16 protein-coding genes and 1 tRNA gene are annotated in these 17,002 nt (G+C 69.3%); 9 read left to right on the forward strand and 8 right to left on the reverse strand.

Going from position 1 to position 17,002, the window contains the following annotated elements; translation table 11 throughout:
- The first annotated feature begins 69 nt into the window (after positions 1-69).
- Positions 70-1,047, forward strand: a complete 978-nt coding sequence (locus tag ACF09K_RS08640; RefSeq protein ID WP_392241771.1) for an ArsA family ATPase — start codon at positions 70-72, stop codon at positions 1,045-1,047.
- A complete protein-coding gene (locus ACF09K_RS08645) occupies positions 1,044-2,414 on the forward strand; it encodes an ArsA family ATPase (protein ID WP_392241772.1) in 1,371 nt (456 codons plus the stop codon). Before ACF09K_RS08640 ends, ACF09K_RS08645 begins: the two co-directional genes overlap by 4 nt.
- Before the next feature lie 50 nt (positions 2,415-2,464).
- Here the strand turns inward: ACF09K_RS08645 and wblA are convergent, their stop codons facing one another.
- Complete coding sequence (gene wblA, locus ACF09K_RS08650; protein WP_324787120.1) at positions 2,465-2,803, reverse strand: transcriptional regulator WblA; 339 nt, start codon at positions 2,801-2,803, stop codon at positions 2,465-2,467.
- Between the two features lie 406 nt (positions 2,804-3,209).
- On the opposite strand from wblA, the gene ACF09K_RS08655 reads away from it, so the two are divergent.
- Positions 3,210-5,483, forward strand: a complete 2,274-nt coding sequence (locus ACF09K_RS08655) for a transglycosylase domain-containing protein (RefSeq protein ID WP_392241773.1) — start codon at positions 3,210-3,212, stop codon at positions 5,481-5,483.
- A 219-nt stretch (positions 5,484-5,702) separates the two neighbouring features.
- On the opposite strand, the gene ACF09K_RS08660 is transcribed toward ACF09K_RS08655, so the two are convergent.
- Complete coding sequence (locus ACF09K_RS08660; RefSeq protein WP_392241774.1) at positions 5,703-6,167, reverse strand: GatB/YqeY domain-containing protein; 465 nt, start codon at positions 6,165-6,167, stop codon at positions 5,703-5,705.
- Positions 6,168-6,547: 380 nt separating this feature from the next.
- Between ACF09K_RS08660 and ACF09K_RS08665 the strand changes: the two genes are divergently transcribed.
- From ACF09K_RS08665 to ACF09K_RS08675, 3 genes are all read left to right on the forward strand, one after another.
- A complete protein-coding gene (locus tag ACF09K_RS08665; protein WP_392241775.1) occupies positions 6,548-7,474 on the forward strand; it encodes a metallophosphoesterase in 927 nt (308 codons plus the stop codon).
- A 125-nt stretch (positions 7,475-7,599) separates the two neighbouring features.
- The gene (locus tag ACF09K_RS08670; protein WP_392241776.1) at positions 7,600-8,385 is read left to right on the forward strand and encodes a Pr6Pr family membrane protein; all 786 of its coding nucleotides are present in this window, start codon (positions 7,600-7,602) and stop codon (positions 8,383-8,385) included.
- A gap of 41 nt (positions 8,386-8,426) precedes the next feature.
- Positions 8,427-8,500, forward strand: a tRNA-Pro gene (locus ACF09K_RS08675).
- A 166-nt stretch (positions 8,501-8,666) separates the two neighbouring features.
- Here ACF09K_RS08675 and ACF09K_RS08680 read toward each other — a convergent pair.
- From ACF09K_RS08680 to ACF09K_RS08690, 3 genes are read right to left on the reverse strand one after another with little or no spacing between them, the layout of a single operon-like run.
- Positions 8,667-9,104, reverse strand: a complete 438-nt coding sequence (locus ACF09K_RS08680; protein WP_384201948.1) for a hypothetical protein — start codon at positions 9,102-9,104, stop codon at positions 8,667-8,669.
- The gene (locus tag ACF09K_RS08685; protein WP_392241777.1) at positions 9,076-10,212 is read right to left on the reverse strand and encodes a cyclic GMP-AMP synthase DncV-like nucleotidyltransferase; all 1,137 of its coding nucleotides are present in this window, start codon (positions 10,210-10,212) and stop codon (positions 9,076-9,078) included. The genes ACF09K_RS08680 and ACF09K_RS08685 overlap by 29 nt, the downstream gene beginning before the upstream one ends.
- A gap of 1 nt (position 10,213) precedes the next feature.
- Positions 10,214-11,242, reverse strand: coding sequence for a CBASS cGAMP-activated phospholipase (locus ACF09K_RS08690; RefSeq protein ID WP_392241778.1), 1,029 nt, complete (start codon positions 11,240-11,242; stop codon positions 10,214-10,216).
- Between the two features lie 136 nt (positions 11,243-11,378).
- Between ACF09K_RS08690 and ACF09K_RS08695 the strand changes: the two genes are divergently transcribed.
- A complete protein-coding gene (locus ACF09K_RS08695) occupies positions 11,379-12,404 on the forward strand; it encodes a helix-turn-helix domain-containing protein (RefSeq protein WP_392241779.1) in 1,026 nt (341 codons plus the stop codon).
- 85 nt (positions 12,405-12,489) lie between these two features.
- Here ACF09K_RS08695 and ACF09K_RS08700 read toward each other — a convergent pair whose 3' ends face one another.
- Genes ACF09K_RS08700 through ACF09K_RS08710 form a run of 3 tightly spaced genes read right to left on the reverse strand, consistent with a single transcriptional unit; the run spans position 12,490 to position 14,743 of the window.
- Complete coding sequence (locus tag ACF09K_RS08700; RefSeq protein WP_392241780.1) at positions 12,490-14,007, reverse strand: LacI family DNA-binding transcriptional regulator; 1,518 nt, start codon at positions 14,005-14,007, stop codon at positions 12,490-12,492.
- Positions 14,008-14,058: 51 nt separating this feature from the next.
- Positions 14,059-14,439 (reverse strand): helix-turn-helix domain-containing protein, encoded by a 381-nt coding sequence (locus tag ACF09K_RS08705; protein WP_221334639.1) that lies wholly within the window; start codon positions 14,437-14,439, stop codon positions 14,059-14,061.
- Positions 14,440-14,485: 46 nt separating this feature from the next.
- Positions 14,486-14,743 carry a helix-turn-helix domain-containing protein gene (locus ACF09K_RS08710; protein WP_164439764.1) on the reverse strand — a complete coding sequence of 86 codons (258 nt, stop codon included), beginning with the start codon at positions 14,741-14,743 and terminating at the stop codon, positions 14,486-14,488.
- A 511-nt stretch (positions 14,744-15,254) separates the two neighbouring features.
- On the opposite strand from ACF09K_RS08710, the gene ACF09K_RS08715 reads away from it, so the two are divergent.
- Positions 15,255-16,187 (forward strand): hypothetical protein, encoded by a 933-nt coding sequence (locus ACF09K_RS08715; RefSeq protein ID WP_392241781.1) that lies wholly within the window; start codon positions 15,255-15,257, stop codon positions 16,185-16,187.
- Positions 16,184-16,885, forward strand: coding sequence for an ATP-binding protein (locus ACF09K_RS08720; RefSeq protein ID WP_200422453.1), 702 nt, complete (start codon positions 16,184-16,186; stop codon positions 16,883-16,885). The genes ACF09K_RS08715 and ACF09K_RS08720 overlap by 4 nt, the downstream gene beginning before the upstream one ends.
- Positions 16,886-17,002 lie beyond the last annotated feature (117 nt).

The following is a 17,002-nucleotide window of genomic DNA, read 5'->3' on the forward strand; positions in this document are numbered from 1 at the left end:
GGCCGATCGGACACCGGTTGTCCACAGCCTCCCGGTTGACTCGCGCGCCGACTGGTTACGCTCGAAGACGTGAGCAGGCTCCAGGTCGTCAGCGGCAAGGGCGGGACCGGAAAGACCACGGTCGCCGCCGCTCTCGCGTTGGCTCTCGCGAGCGAGGGGAAGCGGACGCTTCTCGTCGAGGTCGAGGGCCGCCAGGGCATCGCACAGCTCTTCGAAACGGAGGCGCTGCCTTATGAGGAGCGGAAGATCGCCGTCGCTCCCGGGGGCGGGGAGGTGTACGCCCTGGCCATAGACCCCGAGCTGGCCCTTCTGGACTACCTCCAGATGTTCTACAAACTGGGCGGCGCGGGCCGCGCCCTGAAGAAGCTGGGCGCGATCGACTTCGCCACCACCATCGCGCCGGGCCTGCGGGACGTGCTCCTGACCGGCAAGGCGTGCGAGGCCGTGCGCCGGAAGGACAGGAGCGGGCGGTTCGTGTACGACCACGTCGTCATGGACGCCCCGCCCACGGGCCGCGTCACCCGCTTCCTGAACGTGAACGACGAGGTCGCGGGCCTCGCCAGGATCGGACCGATACACAATCAGGCGCAGGCCGTGATGAGGGTGCTGAAGTCCCCGCAGACGGCCGTGCACCTGGTGGCCCTGCTGGAGGAGATGCCCGTCCAGGAGACCGCGGACGGCATCGCCGAGCTGCGGGCCGCGAAGCTTCCCGTGGGGCGGGTCGTCGTCAACATGGTCCGGCCGGAGGTGCTGGACGCGGACGGGCTGGAACTCGCCAGGACGGTGGCGCGTTCTTCTGTCGCACGGTCGCTGTCCGCCGCGGGACTGGGCGGGGCGCGCCGGGGCGGGCACGCCGAGCGGCTGGTGGACCCGCTCCTGACCCAGGCCGACGAGTACGCCGAGCGGTATGCGCTGGAGCACGAGCAGCGTGCCGTACTGGGCGAGCTGGGTCTGCCGTTGCACGAACTGCCGATGCTCGCCGAGGGCGTGGACCTGGCGGGCCTGTACGAACTCGCCGGCGAGCTGCGGAAGCAGGGGATGTCATGAGTGCGGACCGGTCTCCGGCCCAGGAGGGCCCTCGCCGTCTCGCCCCCGCGCGTGCGCTGGACGTCGACCCCCTGCTGGACGATCCGGAGACCCGCATCGTGGTGTGCTGCGGTGCGGGCGGGGTCGGCAAGACGACGACCGCGGCGGCGCTGGGCCTGAGAGCGGCCGAGCGGGGCCGCAAGGTGGTCGTCCTCACCATCGACCCGGCGCGCCGGCTGGCGCAGTCCATGGGCATCGACTCGCTCGACAACACGCCCCGCCGGGTGAAGGGCGTCGAGGGGGACGGCGAGCTGCACGCGATGATGCTCGACATGAAGCGCACCTTCGACGAGGTCGTCGAGGCGCACGCGGACGCCGAGCGGGCGGCCTCGATCCTGTCGAACCCCTTCTACCAGTCGCTCTCCGCGGGCTTCGCCGGCACGCAGGAGTACATGGCGATGGAGAAGCTGGGGCAGCTGCGGGCGCGGGACGAGTGGGACCTGATCGTCGTCGACACGCCGCCGTCGCGCTCCGCGCTGGACTTCCTGGACGCGCCCAAGCGGCTCGGGTCGTTCCTGGACGGGCGGCTGATCCGGCTGCTGACGGCGCCGGCCAAACTGGGCGGCCGCGCGGGGATGAAGTTCCTCAACGTCGGGATGTCGATGATGACCGGCACCCTCGGCAAACTCCTCGGCGGTCAACTGCTGAAGGACGTCCAGACGTTCGTGTCCGCGATGGACACGACCTTCGGCGGTTTCCGCACGCGTGCCGACGCCACGTACAAGCTTCTCCAGGCGCCCGGGACGGCGTTCCTGGTGGTGGCGGCGCCCGAGCGGGACGCGCTGCGGGAGGCGGCGTACTTCGTGGAGCGGCTGGCCACCGAGGACATGCCGCTGGCCGGGCTGGTCCTCAACCGGGTCCATGGCAGCGGCGCCGCCCAGCTGTCCGCCGAGCGGGCGCTCGCCGCCGCCGAAAATCTTGAGGAACCCCGCATTGTGGATCAGGACGGCGGGAAGGCTGGACTTCGTAACTCTCCCGACACACAAGGCAGTTCAGAAGCAACCGCGCCGGGAACACCGGCCGTCGACAGTGATGGCGACACCGGCACCGGCACCGGCACCGGCACCGACGGCGGCTCCCCCACCGGCCCCGGCCCGGAGCGATCCGCCGACCGGCTCACCGCAGGCCTGCTGAGGCTGCACGCCGATCGCATGCACCTGCTCTCCCGGGAGCAGCGCACGTGGGACCGCTTCGCCTCGCTGCATCCCGAGGTCGCGGTCGCCGAGGTGGCCGCACTGGCCGGCGACGTGCACGACCTGACGGGATTGCGGGACATCGGGGACCGGCTCGCGGCCAACCGGCCGGAGCTGCCCGAGACGGAGGTCTGAGGGACCCCACGACCGGCCCTCTCGGCGGGGGCCCACCGGGGACGGACCCCTCAGCCCACCGCCGCGTAGTTCTCGTACACCTGGTCGTCGTCGAGCGGCACGATGCCCGCTCCGCGCTCGTACTCCGAGCGCGCGGTCTCCAGGAGCCGGCGCCAGGACGTCACGGTCGGCCGCCTGCGCAGCAGTGCGCGACGCTCGCGCTCCGTCATGCCTCCCCACACGCCGAACTCGACGCGGTTGTCGAGCGCGTCCGCCAGGCATTCGGTGCGCACCGGACATCCGGTGCACACTGCCTTGGCCCTGTTCTGCGCTGCTCCCTGAACGAACAATTCATCCGGATCAGTAGTGCGGCAGGCGGCCTGCGCACTCCAGTCGGTTACCCAGCCCATACCGGCGCCGTCCTCTCCCGAATCGAGGCTCCCCCACGGCGGCAGCGGCATATTCACCGCCGCCAGTTGAGGACGTTACGGAAGGTGGGCACAGCGCAACACCCCCTTCGGGCCCAATCTTGAATGGCCCGAACGGACTATGCGTAAGCGGCAGATCACCCGGGGGAGTGAGCCTGCGACATGTGCGACCATCCCGGCGAATCGGGACGGTTTGCTTGATTCACAACGGACGCCGGTTGACACACGAGGCGGATTCGGACACGCCCTCCTCAGGAACCGAGGAACTTCCGGAACGATTCGGGGTCGCCGGACGTATTGATACGTAGCCCTGCTGCTGTGACAGTTGAGAGCAGCTTAGGCCAAGGCATTGACGCGTGTCCGGCGAATGAGAACGTAGGCTGCCCTCATGCCAAAGAAGAGCTCGGGCGGTGGTCTGACGGCGACCCAGCAGGCCGCCAAGTTCCTCGGTGTCAGTGTGCTCGCGGGAGCCGTGCTGGCCGGCATCGCGCTGCCCGCGGTCGGGGCGCTGGGACTGGCCGCGAAGGGGTCGGTGGAGTCCTTCGACGAACTCCCCGCGAACCTCAAGACGCCGCCGCTGAGCCAGCGCACCACGATCCTCGACGCCGAGGGCGACCAGATCGCCACGGTGTACTCCCGGGACCGCACGGTCGTCGACCTCAAGAACATCTCGCCGTACCTGCAGAAGGCGATCGTCGCGATCGAGGACTCCCGCTTCTACCAGCACGGCGCGGTGGACCTGAAGGGCGTCCTGCGCGCCCTCAACAAGAACGCGCAGAGCGGCGGTGTCTCCGAGGGCGCCTCGACGCTCACGCAGCAGTACGTGAAGAACGTCTTCGTCGAGGAGGCCGGTGACGACCCGACGAAGGTCGCGCAGGCCACCCAGCAGACCATCGGCCGGAAGATCCGCGAGCTGAAGTACGCGATCCAGGTCGAGGAGGAACTGGGCAAGAAGAAGATCCTCGAGAACTACCTGAACATCACCTTCTTCGGCCAGCAGGCCTACGGCGTCGAGGCCGCCTCCCAGCGGTACTTCTCCAAGCACGCCAAGGAGCTGACCCTCGCCGAGTCGGCCCTGCTGGCCGGCATCGTCCAGTCGCCCAGCCGCTACGACCCCGTCAACGACGAGGCCGAGGCCGTCAAGCGGCGCAACGTCGTGCTGGAGCGCATGGCCGAGGTCGGGGACGTCTCGCGGGCCGAGGCCGAGGAGGCGAAGCGGGCGCCGCTGGGCCTGAAGGTCACCCAGCCGAAGAACGGCTGCATCACGGCCGTGCAGGGCGCCAGCTTCTTCTGCAAGTACGTCGAGCGGGTCTTCCTCAGCGACCCGGTCTTCGGCAAGACGAAGGAGGAGCGCGCCAAGGTCTGGAACCGCGGCGGCCTCACCATCCGCACGACGCTCGAACCGCAGGCCCAGGCGTCCGTGCAGGACTCGCTGAAGGACCACGTCTACAAGTCGGACAAGGTGGCCGCGGCCGCCACGCTCGTCGAGCCCGGCACCGGCAAGATCCTCGCGATGGGCCAGTCGAAGCCGTACGGCTACAACAAGAACGAGACCGAGTACAACTTCTCGGTCAACGCCGCGATGGGCGGGTCGAACTTCGGCTTCCCGACCGGTTCGACGTTCAAGCCGTTCGTGGCCGCGGCGGCGCTGGAGCAGGGCAAGCCGGTGACGCAGTCGTACCCGGCGCCGTACCAGATGCAGTACCCGGAGAAGGTCCAGACGTGCAGCGGCAAGCCGTGGGTCAACGACGGCAGGCCGGAGAAGTACAAGCTGGAGAACGAGTCGGAGACCGAGGTCGGACCGTACGCGCTGAAGGAGGCCATGGAGCTGTCGGTCAACACCTACTTCGTGGAGATGCTCGGCGACATCGGCATGTGCCCCGTGGTGAAGATGACCGACGCCCTCGGCGTCGTCCAGGGCAACGGCGACAAGGTGCCCGAGGTGCCGTCCTCGATGACCCTCGGTTCGACCGGCCTCTCCCCGCTGACCATGGCGAGCGCGTACGCCGCCTTCGCCAGCCGCGGGATGTACTGCACGCCGGTCGCCATCGAGTCGATCACCCAGACCGTGGGCGGCACGAAGAAGTCGCTGGAGGTCCCGAAGTCGACCTGCTCGCGCGCGATGAGCGAGAAGACCGCGGACAGCATCAACACGCTGCTGAGCGGTGTGACCGACTCCGGCACGGGCAAGCAGGCCGGTCTGTCCGGCCGTGCGAACGCCGGCAAGACGGGTACGACGGACGAGCGCAAGAACGCCTGGTTCGTCGGCTACACGCCGAACCTCTCGGGCGCCGTCTGGGTCGGCAGCGCCTCCCAGAAGGTCAAGATGACCGGCATCTCCATCGGCGGCACCTACCACGCCCAGGTCTACGGCGGTGACACCCCCGGCCCGATCTGGCGGGACGCCATGACCGGTGCGCTGGAGGGCAAGGAGGCCCCCTCCTTCAACCTGATCAGCATCCCGAGCGGCGAGAAGGACCCCAAGGAGGACGGCCGCGGCCGCGGCAACGGGAACGACGACGGGAACAACGGCGACGCGGGCTTCATCGGCGGCCTCGTCGGCGGCGGCTCGACGGGCGACACCTCCGGCGGCATCAACCTTCCGGACAACCTGTTCCAGGGACAGGGCAACGGCGGGAACGGGGGCGGGAGACGGGGCTGAGCCCCCGGATCCCGGACATCGGACCCCGGACACCTCTTCCACGGCCACGGCCCCTGCCTCCCCACCGGGGGGACAGGGGCCGTGGCCGTCCGTCGCCGCCGGGCGCCGGGGACGTGTCCATCGCCGACCGGGCGCAGGGGCCGTGTCGCTGCCGCGGGGCGCGGGGCCGGTGTCCCCCGCCGCCGGGCGCAGGGGCCGGGTGTCGCGCGGTGGGCCGGGTCAGCCCGCGAGGGCCTTCTTCACCACGGCGGCGACGCGGCCGCCCTCCGCCAGACCGGCCACCTTCGGGTTCACGATCTTCATGACGGCGCCCATCGCCCGCGGCCCCTCGGCCCCGGCCGCCCTGGCCTCCGCGACGGCCTGGGTCACGATGGCCTCCAGCTCGTCGTCGCCGAGCTGCTTGGGCAGGTAGGCGGCGAGGATCTCGCCCTCCGCCCGCTCCCGCTCGGCCGACTCCGCGCGACCACCCTGCGCGAAGGCGTCCGCGGCCTCGCGGCGCTTCTTCGCCTCACGGCTGATCACCTTCTGCACCTCGTCGTCGGTGAGGTCGCGCTTGGTCTTGCCCGCCACCTCTTCCTTCGTGATCGCGGTGAGGGTCAGCCGGAGCGTCGAGGAGCGGAGCTCGTCGCGCTCCTTGATCGCAGCGTTGAGGTCTTCCTTGAGCTTCGACTTGAGCGTGGTCATGGGTGTGATTGTCGCAGGTGCGGACGGAACGCCGCCCCTTCATTTCCCCCCTGCTCGCCGACGGCTCCCCAGCGGCCCACTGGCGGCGGCATTCCGGCGGACGTCCGCGAGGGCGTTCGCGGGGGCGTTTGCGGGGGACGTCCGCGGCGGCGTTCGCCGCGGGCATCCGCGACCTTCGCCGGCGGTCCGCACGGACGGTCTTCGCCGGCGGTCCGCACGGACGGTCTTCGCCGGCGGTCCGCGCGGACGGTCTTCGCCGGGGGTCCGCACGGGCGGTGCCCTTCGAGGGGCGGCGCCTCGGGGACAACTGAGGGGCGTCTCAGGGAGGTTCCGGGGACGGTGGGGTCCTGGTCACCGGACGGGTCTGACACGATGGTCGTATGCGCGCGCGATACGGAGTACCTCTGTCCATAGCGGCGGCTGGCGCCGCCGGTCTGGTGTACGCGGCGGGTTTCGAGGCCCGCTCCTTCCGCCTCCGAAGGGTGACGGTCCCCGTCCTCCCCGCCGGGATGCGCCCTCTGCGCGTGTTGCAGGTCTCCGACATCCACATGGTGAGCGGGCAGCGCAAGAAGCAGCGCTGGCTGCGCTCGCTGGCCGGCCTGCGCCCCGACTTCGTGATCAACACCGGCGACAACCTGTCCGACCCGGAGGGCGTCCCCGAGGTCCTCGACGCGCTCGGCCCCCTGATGGAGTTCCCGGGGGCGTACGTCTTCGGCTCCAACGACTACTACGGCCCCAAGCCGCGCAACCCCGCCCGCTACCTGTTCGAGAAGGCCCAGGGCCGGCACGGGCTGAACGGCAACGCACCCGCGGTCGACGTCGTCCACAACCCGTGGGAGGACCTGCGCGACGGATTCGACGGCGCGGGCTGGCTCAACCTCACCAACACCCGCGGCACCCTGAAGGTCGAGGGCGTGTCGGTGGAGCTGACGGGCCTGGACGACCCGCACATCAAGCGGGACCGGTACGCGCAGGTGGCGGGCGGGCCGTCGGAGACGGCGGACTTCTCGATGGGCGTCGTGCACGCGCCGTACCTCCGCGTCCTGGACTCGTACACGGCGGACGGCTACCCCCTGGTCCTGGCCGGCCACACGCACGGCGGCCAGCTCTGCATCCCCTTCTACGGCGCCCTCGTCACCAACTGCGACCTGGACACGGACCGGGTGAAGGGCCTGTCCACCCACACGGCGGAGAGCCGGACGGCGTACCTGCACGTGTCGGCCGGCTGCGGCACCAACCGCTACACCCCGGTGCGGTTCGCGTGTCCGCCGGAGGTGACGTTGCTGACGTTGGTGGAGAAGGAGTAGAGGGGAGGGGGCACGGTGCCCGCGAGGCCGGGCGCCAGGGGCTGACGACCGGACGGGGAGAAGCGCTCTCCCCCGAACGGACCACCCACATCGCCCCTTTCGCACCTTTTTCCTAGTTTGAGGGCATGACCGCTCCGATACCCAGGGACATGCCCGACCTGCCGGCCATCCCGCGGACGCACGCGCTCCTGCCCTCCTTCGTCCCCGCCTCCGCGGTGGTGGCCCCGGTACGCCGCCCGCTGGCGGGCGTCCTCCGGCTGATCGTCGCGGTGGCGGCGGCCGGGACCGTGGCCCTCGCCCTGCTGCTCGGCAGCCCGCTGCGGGTGCTGAGTCACTTCTCGGTCCAGAGCACGATCCTGCTGGCCCTGGTCACCCTGGCGTCGGCCCGCCGCGCCTGGACGGCCCGCCGCCCCCTCCCCTCCGCCCTGACGGGTGCGGCACTGCTCTACGCCGTGGCCAACGCGCTGGTGTACCACCTGCTGCTGGCGGACGCGGCGAGTCCGTACTCGGTGACGGGCGCCCCCGGCGCTCCGGCGGGCTGGCACGCGGTCGCCCACCACCTCCTGCACACGGTGATCCCGGCGGCGGCCGTCCTGGACTGGCTGCTGCTGACGGCCCCGAACCACCTGCACCTGCGCCAGGCGGCCGCCTGGCTGGTCTGTCCACTGGCTTACCTGGGCTTCTTCCTGGCCCGCGCCGCGCTGATCACCCCCGACGCCCCCGACCGCTACCTCTACCCCTTCCTGGACGCCGCGGCCCACGGCTACAGGCACACCCTGGCCAACGCGCTCCTCCTCGGCCTCTCCCTCTACGCCCTGGCCGTCCTCCTGGTCGCCCTCGACCACGCCCGCCCGAACCCCGTCCGCCACCGCGCCAGAACCGGATTTCGTCTCCAGCCACCGGTGGGCTAAAGTAAACGACGTCGCCGCGACAAGCAGTAGAGCAGCGACATCGGGGTGTAGCGCAGCTTGGTAGCGCGCTTCGTTCGGGACGAAGAGGTCGTGGGTTCAAATCCCGCCACCCCGACAGAGAAACACCAGATCAGGGGCCTGATCCGCTTGGCGGATCGGGCCCCTGAGTGGTTTCGGGGGCCATTTTGGGAGCCATTTGGGAGCCGACTTCGGAATGCGGCTCCCCTGGCGGCCACTCTTCGAGATCAGGAGCTGGTCGGCTCACGCCGCCCGACGGTCGGCTACTCCCCATCGTCGGGCTCAGCGGGCGGCGGCACGGCATAGTCGTGGCCGCTGCCAGTCCAGCGCCCCACGACCCGCCACACCTCGTAGTGCAGGAGCCACTCCGAGGCCCACGGCAGGATCGTGTGTGAAAGGAGCATGTCCTCCTTCCACTCCCCAGGCAGATGCAGGCACAGGTCGCCGTCGGCATAGACATGGGGCAAGGCGGTGGCACGCGGATGCAGAGCCAGGGGCGGGTCGATGACCATCACGCGCGGTCGGTGTCGGTGCCGGTAGGTGATCCGTACCGTGTAGCGCCTGCTGGCGGGGGTGGGTTGGAGGAAGACCGTACAGACGAGCTCACCGCTCCGCACCGTTCCCTTAGCCTCGGGAAGGACGGCCTTGATCGCGGCCAGTTGCCGACCGAGGTTAATTGCGCGGTGAGGAATGCTGGCCATAGAAGGTGTTCTTCGGCTTGCGGGGGCCGGCCGTGGTCGGGGAGAGCAGTCCGGTGGGGCCCATTCGGTTGTTGGTGGATGCACTCACGCGGGCGGCATAGCGCTCGTAGGACCGGCGGACGGGGTCAGGGTCGAAGGACTTTGCGAGTCGCTCAAAGACTGCGTCCAGGCCCTTGGTCTCCATGCCGGCGAGTTCGCTCACGGTCGTGGCGATCTCGTCGTACCAGGAGTGAAAAGCCTTCCGGCGCTCGGGGTACTCGTTCCACTTGTCGGTGAAGTTCTCTGCCATGTGCGCCGGGTTGGGCACCCACCACTGGCCGTCGCGCCTCTCGATGAAGGTCAGCATGTTGTCAAGCACGCTGCGCACGGCAGTGAACAGATCATCCTCGCCGCTGTACGCGTGTCCGGCGAGCGTGGTGATGAGGATCGACGGCGGCCGGTTGTCGATGTCCTCCGCGAACATGATCATGCAGTGCCACTTGAGGATCTGCACGACGCGTTGCAGCGGACTGCGAACTGGCCAGGTGGGAACGTCCGCAACGTTGGCGTGTCGCTTCTCCAGAATTTGGCGGGACAGTTCCGATCGACGCCGGAACCAGTCCGCGTATCCGATGGGGTTACTGCGCTGCCACTGCCAGAGATCCTTGTCCGTCAGGCGGATGCCGGTGGGCGGGCGGTCCTCGTCCGGGATGGCGGGCAGGACATCGAGGTGGAACCCCGGATATCCCAGGGTCCAGCAGCGGCGGCGAGACTCGATGGATTCCGGGCCGTCGGTGTGGCCTCGGTCCTGCTTCCACTTACGGTAGGCAGTCAGCTGATCGCCGACCCGCTGCTTGAGCCGCTCTTGCGTAGTGCTCTCCGGGCGCAAGGGCAGGCGGCAGACCAAGTCGATGTCGTACTCGCCACCGGGTGTGCCTGGGCGAACCACGGTGCCCAGGCGGAAGGAACCCTGGGGATAAATCTGCCACCCCGGGCTCCCGTTCTCGGCGAGCCAGGTGCCGACCTCCTCGTAGCGTTCAACAGCGTTGTCATGCAGTTCGGGGGAGATGTCGAGCACCTCCACCGCGCCATCGAGCAGCATCGACAGCATCTCATCGAGCGAGTCCACGTCATTCCTCACGTGCGGGGTAGAAGGGCGCGAACACCGGAGCGCGGTGATCGCAGAACATGCGATGGACGGTGGGCGAAGCGTCGCGGCTGACATGGCCGGCGAGCCCGTAGAGGGTCTCGGTGTCGACCTTGTCCAGCGCGACGGCGCCGGTCGGTACCGTCGGATTGAGGCGGAGCACGTTGGCATTCCCGACGAAGTGCTTCACCTGTTTGGCGGCGCTCTCGCTCTGTGCCCGCATAAGCACCTCCACAGCATCGCGAGCCCAAGGGAGCATGCCGCCGCGGTCCAAACGGCGATGGCGGCTGCGGACGTCGATCGTGGTCCCCAGGCTGAACACCCGGATCGCCTTGAGCGGAACCGAGAGCGGCCCCACCGCCTCGGTGAGCGCGACCATGGTCGGGTTGTTCGCCCACACGCCGCCGTCGATGAGGCGCGCTCCGTCCAACGGCATCCCGGGCAGGTAGGTCGGCGCGGCAGAGGTGGCGAGTGCGACGTTCACAGCCTTCTCGCGCCAGTCCCGCTTCAGGGTGGGCAGATGCGGGGTCCGGAAAAGGTAAACGTCATCGGCGGCTACGTTGTACGAGGTGATCACGAGTCGTTTGGTGCTCTCCCCGAAGGTTCGGTCACCGAACACCTCGGTGAGCGCTGCCTTCAAAGGCTCGGAGCCGTACTTCGCCCGCACCAGGTGCCGGATACCGCGCATCCGGCTGCGATCCCGGAAGATCCGCGGGCCGTGCTCCGTGTAGAAGGTGAGGATCTCCCGGGGCGACAGCCCGAGGCCGAGACCCAGCGCGATGATGCCACCCGTAGAGGTGCCCGCGATCAGGTCGAAGTGATCGACGATCCGGGTGCCGAGATCTTCCTCCAAGCGGGTCAGGACCGCTGCGGAGAACATGCCGCGAAATCCGCCGCCGTTCAAGGCCAAGATCTGGAAACGCTCTGTCAGTTCAACCGCCCCCGGCACCACGGCTCCCAGAAGATCCGGCCCGCCGAGCCGGTCTTCACTTTCGAGAGTACTTAATATCACAGCATGAGTTTCCGCGCGGCCTTCTACACTCAGATCGTAGTGCTTATGCCGGTGGCGCCCCCCTGAGGCGTGCGTGGCTTCCGCGATCCGCCAAGATATGGGGGCCGAGATCAAGCAAGGACAGACAAGGGGAGAGATGAGCACGCAGGCGTTCGAGCGCACTCGACTTCGAACAGCCCGCGAGCTGGCCGGGCTGACCCAGGCACAGCTGGCCAGAGAGGCTGGCCTCACACCTGCCGCGATCAGTCAGTTCGAGAGCGGGGCGGCGCGCCCGAGCCCAGAGTCTGTCGGCACTCTGGCCGAGATCCTCGCGGTACCCCCCGCGTTTTTCCACGAGGCCATGACCGAGAGCCACGAGGGCTTCTTCCGGTCGCTGCGCCGAACATCGGTGGTTGACCGCCGCCGCGCCCGAGCGATCGCTCATGTCGCACACGACTTGGCCGTCCGGGCCTCAGCCGCGCAGCGGTTCTGCGCAAGCGACGTACCCGTGATCCCCGTGAGCGGGCTGGACGTCCCGGCAGCCGAGATCGAGCAGACCGCCGCCCGCGTCAGGTCCCTATGGGAGCTTCCCTCGGGCCCGGTCGGGAATGTCGTTGAGCTACTGGAAGCACACGGGGTCGCCGTGATCCGTCTTCCCCTCGACAGCGCAGACGTCGATGCCTTCTCTCTACCCTTCGCCGACCACCCTGTCGTCGTTCTGGGCACCGACAAGGACGACCGTGCCCGATCCCGGTTCGATGCCGCACACGAACTCGCCCATCTCGTACTGCATGGTGAGCAGATCTGGGGCGTCAAAGAGGTCGAGACGCAGGCCCACCAGTTCGCGGCAGCCTTCCTCATGCCCGCCGTGGACATCTACGACCAGCTGCCGACCACGGTTGAGTGGCCAACCCTGTTCGAACTGAAGCGGCGTTGGCAGGTGTCTTTGGCTGCCCTGCTGATGCGTGCACGGACACTAGGCCGCATGAGCGAGAGCACGTACTTGACGGCAATCAAGGCTGCATCCGCCAGAGGGTGGCGACGTGTCGAACCCGTTCCCCTGGGCCGGCCGGAACAGCCAGCAGGGCTTTTGCGGTACCTCGCCTCCCCTGAAAGCGGCGCTGCACGTGCCGTTCTGCCGCCGCAGATCGTGGAGAGTATCGAGGTCGCGTCAGCGGCATAGCGCTCCGTGAGCCACGAGCCGACGAACGGTATGGCTCCCCGCATTCGCAGCATGCCCCGCAGGCATGCTGCGGGGCAACGTAGAGCTACCGAAGGGCGATCGCGCGAGCGCGTAGGAGATCGCTGAGCACGCGCACTGGCGACGTCGGGCACAGCGCCAGTCGGGCGTCGAGCGCCGACTCCCATTGCTCGGTCAGCCCCAGCATGAGGCGCCTGCGCATGCCTGGGGTGACGTGGGCGTAGCGCGCCGAAACCGAGCCGTCGATGTGGCCCATGCGTTCGTCCATGAGCACCTTCTCGGTTCCCAGGTCCTCCATCATCGTCCGGTGGGTGTGGCGAAGGCCGTGGGGCGTGAGCCCCTTGGCTATCGGGAGCCAGCAGGCGTCGGCCCGTTCGCTGGCACCCCGCCCCCGTGCTGGGACACCGGGCCACGGCTCGCCGAGCAAGGGCACCGGCCGTGGCTCCTGTGGTGCCTTCTTCGGGTACCAGCCGGAGACCGCCGGCGTGAACAGCCAGGTCGCGAAACCGTTCCTGCGCCAGTGGGCGGCATGCTCCGGCACGACGCCGCCCCGCACGAACCGGAGGTCCGCGATGGCCTGCTCGACCTTCTCTCGCGTGGCCTCGGTGACGCGTTCGGGGTGGTTGAGGACGTTGGACACCGTGCCGGTCGAAACGCCGGCACGACGGGCGACGTCGACGAGCTTCGCGCCCTGGTGGCCCCCGGTACGGGCCGCGCCCTGTCCTCGGAAGACGTAGGTCTTGCCGTGGCAGGGGCACGGCTTGGGCTTCGTGCGGGCGATGTGGTTGGCGACCAGCGCGGACAGCCAGTCCATCGAGTCGATGGTGCGGTAGCTGTCGTCCTTCGGCGGGCAGCGCACCAGCTCGCCCGTGTCGAGCTCGTACAGCTGCCACTCGACGCGGACGGCTCCAGGGCGGACGAATGCGGTCTCCAGGCCGACGATCTCGCCCCAGCGCATGCCGGTGTACCCCTTGAGGACCACTGCGACGAACTCGTCGTCGCGGCCGGAGAGCAGGGCGGCGCGCTCGGCGGTCAGCAGGATGCCGAGCGCGTCGGTGACCACCTTCTCCGGACCACGGTCTCGGGAGCGGCCGGCGCGTTTCCCCCGTCCGCGCCGCCGGGCAGCCGGGTTGGACGTGATCAGGCCCTCGTCGATCGCGTCCTCGAAGATCAGGTGGAGCGTCGAGCGCCAGGTCTTGACGCTGGAGGCGGCGTAGAGGGCCTTCTCCTTCTTCTCCCACAGGTCGACGTCCGTGCGCAGGATGCCGGCGAGCGCCTTGTCCTCGAACTCAGGGAGGAGGTGCTCCTCGATGTGGCGCTTGTAGTTCTGCATGGTGGAGGCGGCCAGGTCCTGGGCCTCGTACCAGCGGTTCGCGTACTCGCCGAAGGTCTCCTGGCCGAGAGCCGGGTCACGCCAGTCGCCGCGACGGTACTTGTTCTCGGCCTCGGCCGCTGCCCGTTGGGCCTCGCCCTTGGTGGCGAATCGGATCGCCTTGCCGTTCTCGTCGACGACCGTGTTGTGCTTGCCGGGCGCGACCTTGTACCGGCCGCGCCAGTAGTTTCCGCGCTTCTCCGCGAAACCCAAGTTCCGCTGTCCCCCTCTTCCTTGTCCTCGGCTACGGCAGATTGGATCGGGTCACGCGACAGTGCCGTACTGCTGCTGTCGACGCGGCGGGCGGGCCCGCAGGCGGGTAGTCGGAGCAACGACAGGGCGGCGAGGTTGCGCGGAGCCGGTCTGCGTACCGGGCTCGGAGAACGGCTCGGTCGCCCGTGCGGCTGTCGGCGCGGGCTGGGCCGGCAGCTGCTCGTAAAGGCGGATGATCTCGGCGAGATGCTCGGCGGTGAAGCGGTAGGCACGGCCGACCCGGGTGTGCGGTATCAGGCGCCGTCGCGCGCGGTCCTTGACCCACCAGGCCGAGCATCCGAGGGTGTCGGCGATCTCCTCGGGGCGGTAGAGGCGGGGCGGAGGGGCGTCGGACGGCCTGTGAGGGACGAGCGCGGGCGTGGATCGGTGCAAGGGGGCGGCTCCTGGTCGCGAAGTCGGGGAGGGCTGCGTGAGCGGCTCAGGCGGCGCCCGGCCCATGGAGGAGGGCGGCGGGTGACACCTGCAGGGCTGCGGCGATGGCGACGAGGTCGTCGATATCGCATCGCCGCTTGGCGAGTTCGATGCGGGACAGCATCGTGTTGGACATAGGGCGGCCCAAAGCGGTACAGCGCGCTGCGAGTTGGCGCTGCCCAAGGCCGCGTTCGATGCGGAGGTTTTCGATGGTGCGGGCCACCGTCAATCCTGCGGGTCCTATTTCCAGAGATCGTGCTGCCATAGCTCCAGTTGTAGCGTGCATTCGGCGGTTTGGATAACCGCCGATCGTCGGCTATGTTGCGCCGCGCTCAATCGGTGAGCGAGGCGGTCGGGGTGCTGCGCAAGGCCGGACCCCCGAACGGGACCCGACACCAGAGACCTGCTCTGACGTGGGGTGTTGTGTTGTAGCTTCGTCACTCGCAGGACGTCAACGGCTTCCCGATGTGATCCTTCTGGCTCGGGATGCGGCGCAACTATTTGGTCAACCGCCGATCGTGCCCTACCGTTTTCGCACCGCCCTCGCCGACTCGATTTCCAGCGGCATTTCTGCCGTGAGAGATTGCGCCGGATAGGGCTGGACTTGCGCGACCTGGGTGTGGCTATGTTGACGACACCCCGGAAAGCGCGATCGGCCATCAACGCTCCCGCGTCAACGGCCAGACATTCCACGCGCCTTCACACCCGACCCGCCCCCGACCGACGGTGAACCGTGGGCACCCAGCCCACCGGCCACCGAGTGAGGACCGCCCCTCTTGGCACGAATCCGCACCATCAAGCCGGAAGCCTTCGTCTCCGAGTCCCTGGCCGCCGTCTCCCTGACCGCCGAGCGCACCTTCTTCGGTCTGCTCACCCAGGCTGACGACCAGGGCCGGCACCGCGACCACGCCGCGATCATCGCCGGGCAGCTGTGGGTACTGCGCCCGGAACACACGCCTGGCGCTGTCGAGCAGGACCTCGCCCAGCTCGCCGACACCGGGCTGATATGCCGCTACAAGGGCCCGGGCGACAAGCGCTACCTGCACATCGTCACCTGGCGGCAGCATCAGAAGATCAATCGCCCCAGCGCGAGCCGCCTTCCCGCCTGCCCGCACCACGACGCGCAGGCTCGCACCGAGCCCGGCGTCGATGCGCCGACTGCCGGAGTCGGCATCACGGAGCCCGCACCGCAGCCTCACGGAACCCTCCGTGAGGGCTCCGGGCGAATACGCGAGCCTGCGGTGAATCCGGTCACCGATGATGAAATAGCAGGTCAGGGCGATTTCAGTGAGCCCTCCGTGAGACAGCGGGGAGAGCTCAGTGAGGGAGCGGTGACGCCTCAGCGTCCGGATCTAGGACCTAGGATCATGGATCTAGGAAATACCCCTTCGGGGGGCGCGAGCGCCCCCGCACCCCACACTGTCTCGGCCAGCGAGCTCATCGCCGAGTACGCCGCCGCTTGCACACACCGTCCGCCCAAGGACGTCCTGGGCCATCTCGCTCGCGAGGTGCGCAAGCTGCTCGGCGAGGGCATCGCCCCCGCCCACATCCGGGCCGGCCTGGAACGGCACCGCGCCAAGGGCCTGCATCCCAGCACTCTGCCGAGCCTCGTGCACGAGGCCATGAACGCGGCCCCCGCCGCGCCGGTTGTCCACAGGGCGTGGACAAACCCCGCCGATGTCGAAGCCGCCTACGGAGGTGACCTCTGACCGCCACCCTCACCCGCGAGCCTCACCGGGTCGGCCCGCTTGCCGACCGGCTCAACGGCATCCTTGCCAGTCGCGGCATCGACCTCGCCACCGCCGCCGTCGAGGAAGGGCACGTCGAGCCCGTCACCGCGCTGGAACTCGCCGACGCCAGGATCCCCGCCCGCTACCGCCGAGCCCTGGCCGACCACCCGAAGGTCACCGCCTGGGCCGACGAGATCGCCCGCGCCGGACGCCCCGGCCCCGGCGGGCCGGGCATCGCCGAAGGCCCGTCGCTGCTGATCGCCGGCCCCACGGGCACGGGCAAGACGTACCAGGCGTACGGCGCCATCCGCACCCTGCTCGCCCGAGGGGTCCGTCTGCGCTGGGAAGCGACCACCACCGCCGACTTCCACGCGCGCCTGCGCCCCCGCGCCGGCCACGACGCCGAACGGGAGCTGCAGACCCTGGCGCGCTGCCCGCTGTTGTTCCTGGACGACCTCGGCGCGGCCAAGACCAGCGAATGGACCGAGGAGCTGACCTACCGGCTCATCAATCACCGGTACGAGCACATGCTCCCGACACTCATCACCACCAACCTTCCGATGGAGCAGCTGCGCGTCACCCTCGGTGACCGCGTCGCCTCCCGCCTCGCCGAGATGACGGAGCGCGTCATCCTCGACGGCCCCGACCGACGGCGCCGCACAGCGCCCGCCGCCTGACTGGCCGCCTCAGCGCCCTCTCCTAGCCGGGCCCGCCGCATCACCGCGCTCACACCAGCCCTGCCCGCGCCAGCCACTCGCGTAGGCGGTTGCTCAGCGCTCCGTCGATTCGCCCTT

Origin of the sequence: Streptomyces sp. NPDC014882, assembly GCF_043081325.1 — a bacterium.
Lineage (GTDB): Bacteria > Actinomycetota > Actinomycetes > Streptomycetales > Streptomycetaceae > Streptomyces.

Coding starts and splice junctions, on each gene's coding strand:
- ACF09K_RS08645 (WP_392241772.1), top strand. CDS start 1,044: ATGAGTGCGGACCGGTCTCCGGCCCAGGAGGGCCCTCGCCGTCTCGCC.
- wblA (WP_324787120.1), bottom strand. CDS start 2,803: ATGGGCTGGGTAACCGACTGGAGTGCGCAGGCCGCCTGCCGCACTACT.
- ACF09K_RS08655 (WP_392241773.1), top strand. CDS start 3,210: ATGCCAAAGAAGAGCTCGGGCGGTGGTCTGACGGCGACCCAGCAGGCC.
- ACF09K_RS08660 (WP_392241774.1), bottom strand. CDS start 6,167: ATGACCACGCTCAAGTCGAAGCTCAAGGAAGACCTCAACGCTGCGATC.
- ACF09K_RS08665 (WP_392241775.1), top strand. CDS start 6,548: ATGCGCGCGCGATACGGAGTACCTCTGTCCATAGCGGCGGCTGGCGCC.
- ACF09K_RS08670 (WP_392241776.1), top strand. CDS start 7,600: ATGACCGCTCCGATACCCAGGGACATGCCCGACCTGCCGGCCATCCCG.
- ACF09K_RS08680 (WP_384201948.1), bottom strand. CDS start 9,104: ATGGCCAGCATTCCTCACCGCGCAATTAACCTCGGTCGGCAACTGGCC.
- ACF09K_RS08695 (WP_392241779.1), top strand. CDS start 11,379: ATGAGCACGCAGGCGTTCGAGCGCACTCGACTTCGAACAGCCCGCGAG.
- ACF09K_RS08710 (WP_164439764.1), bottom strand. CDS start 14,743: ATGGCAGCACGATCTCTGGAAATAGGACCCGCAGGATTGACGGTGGCC.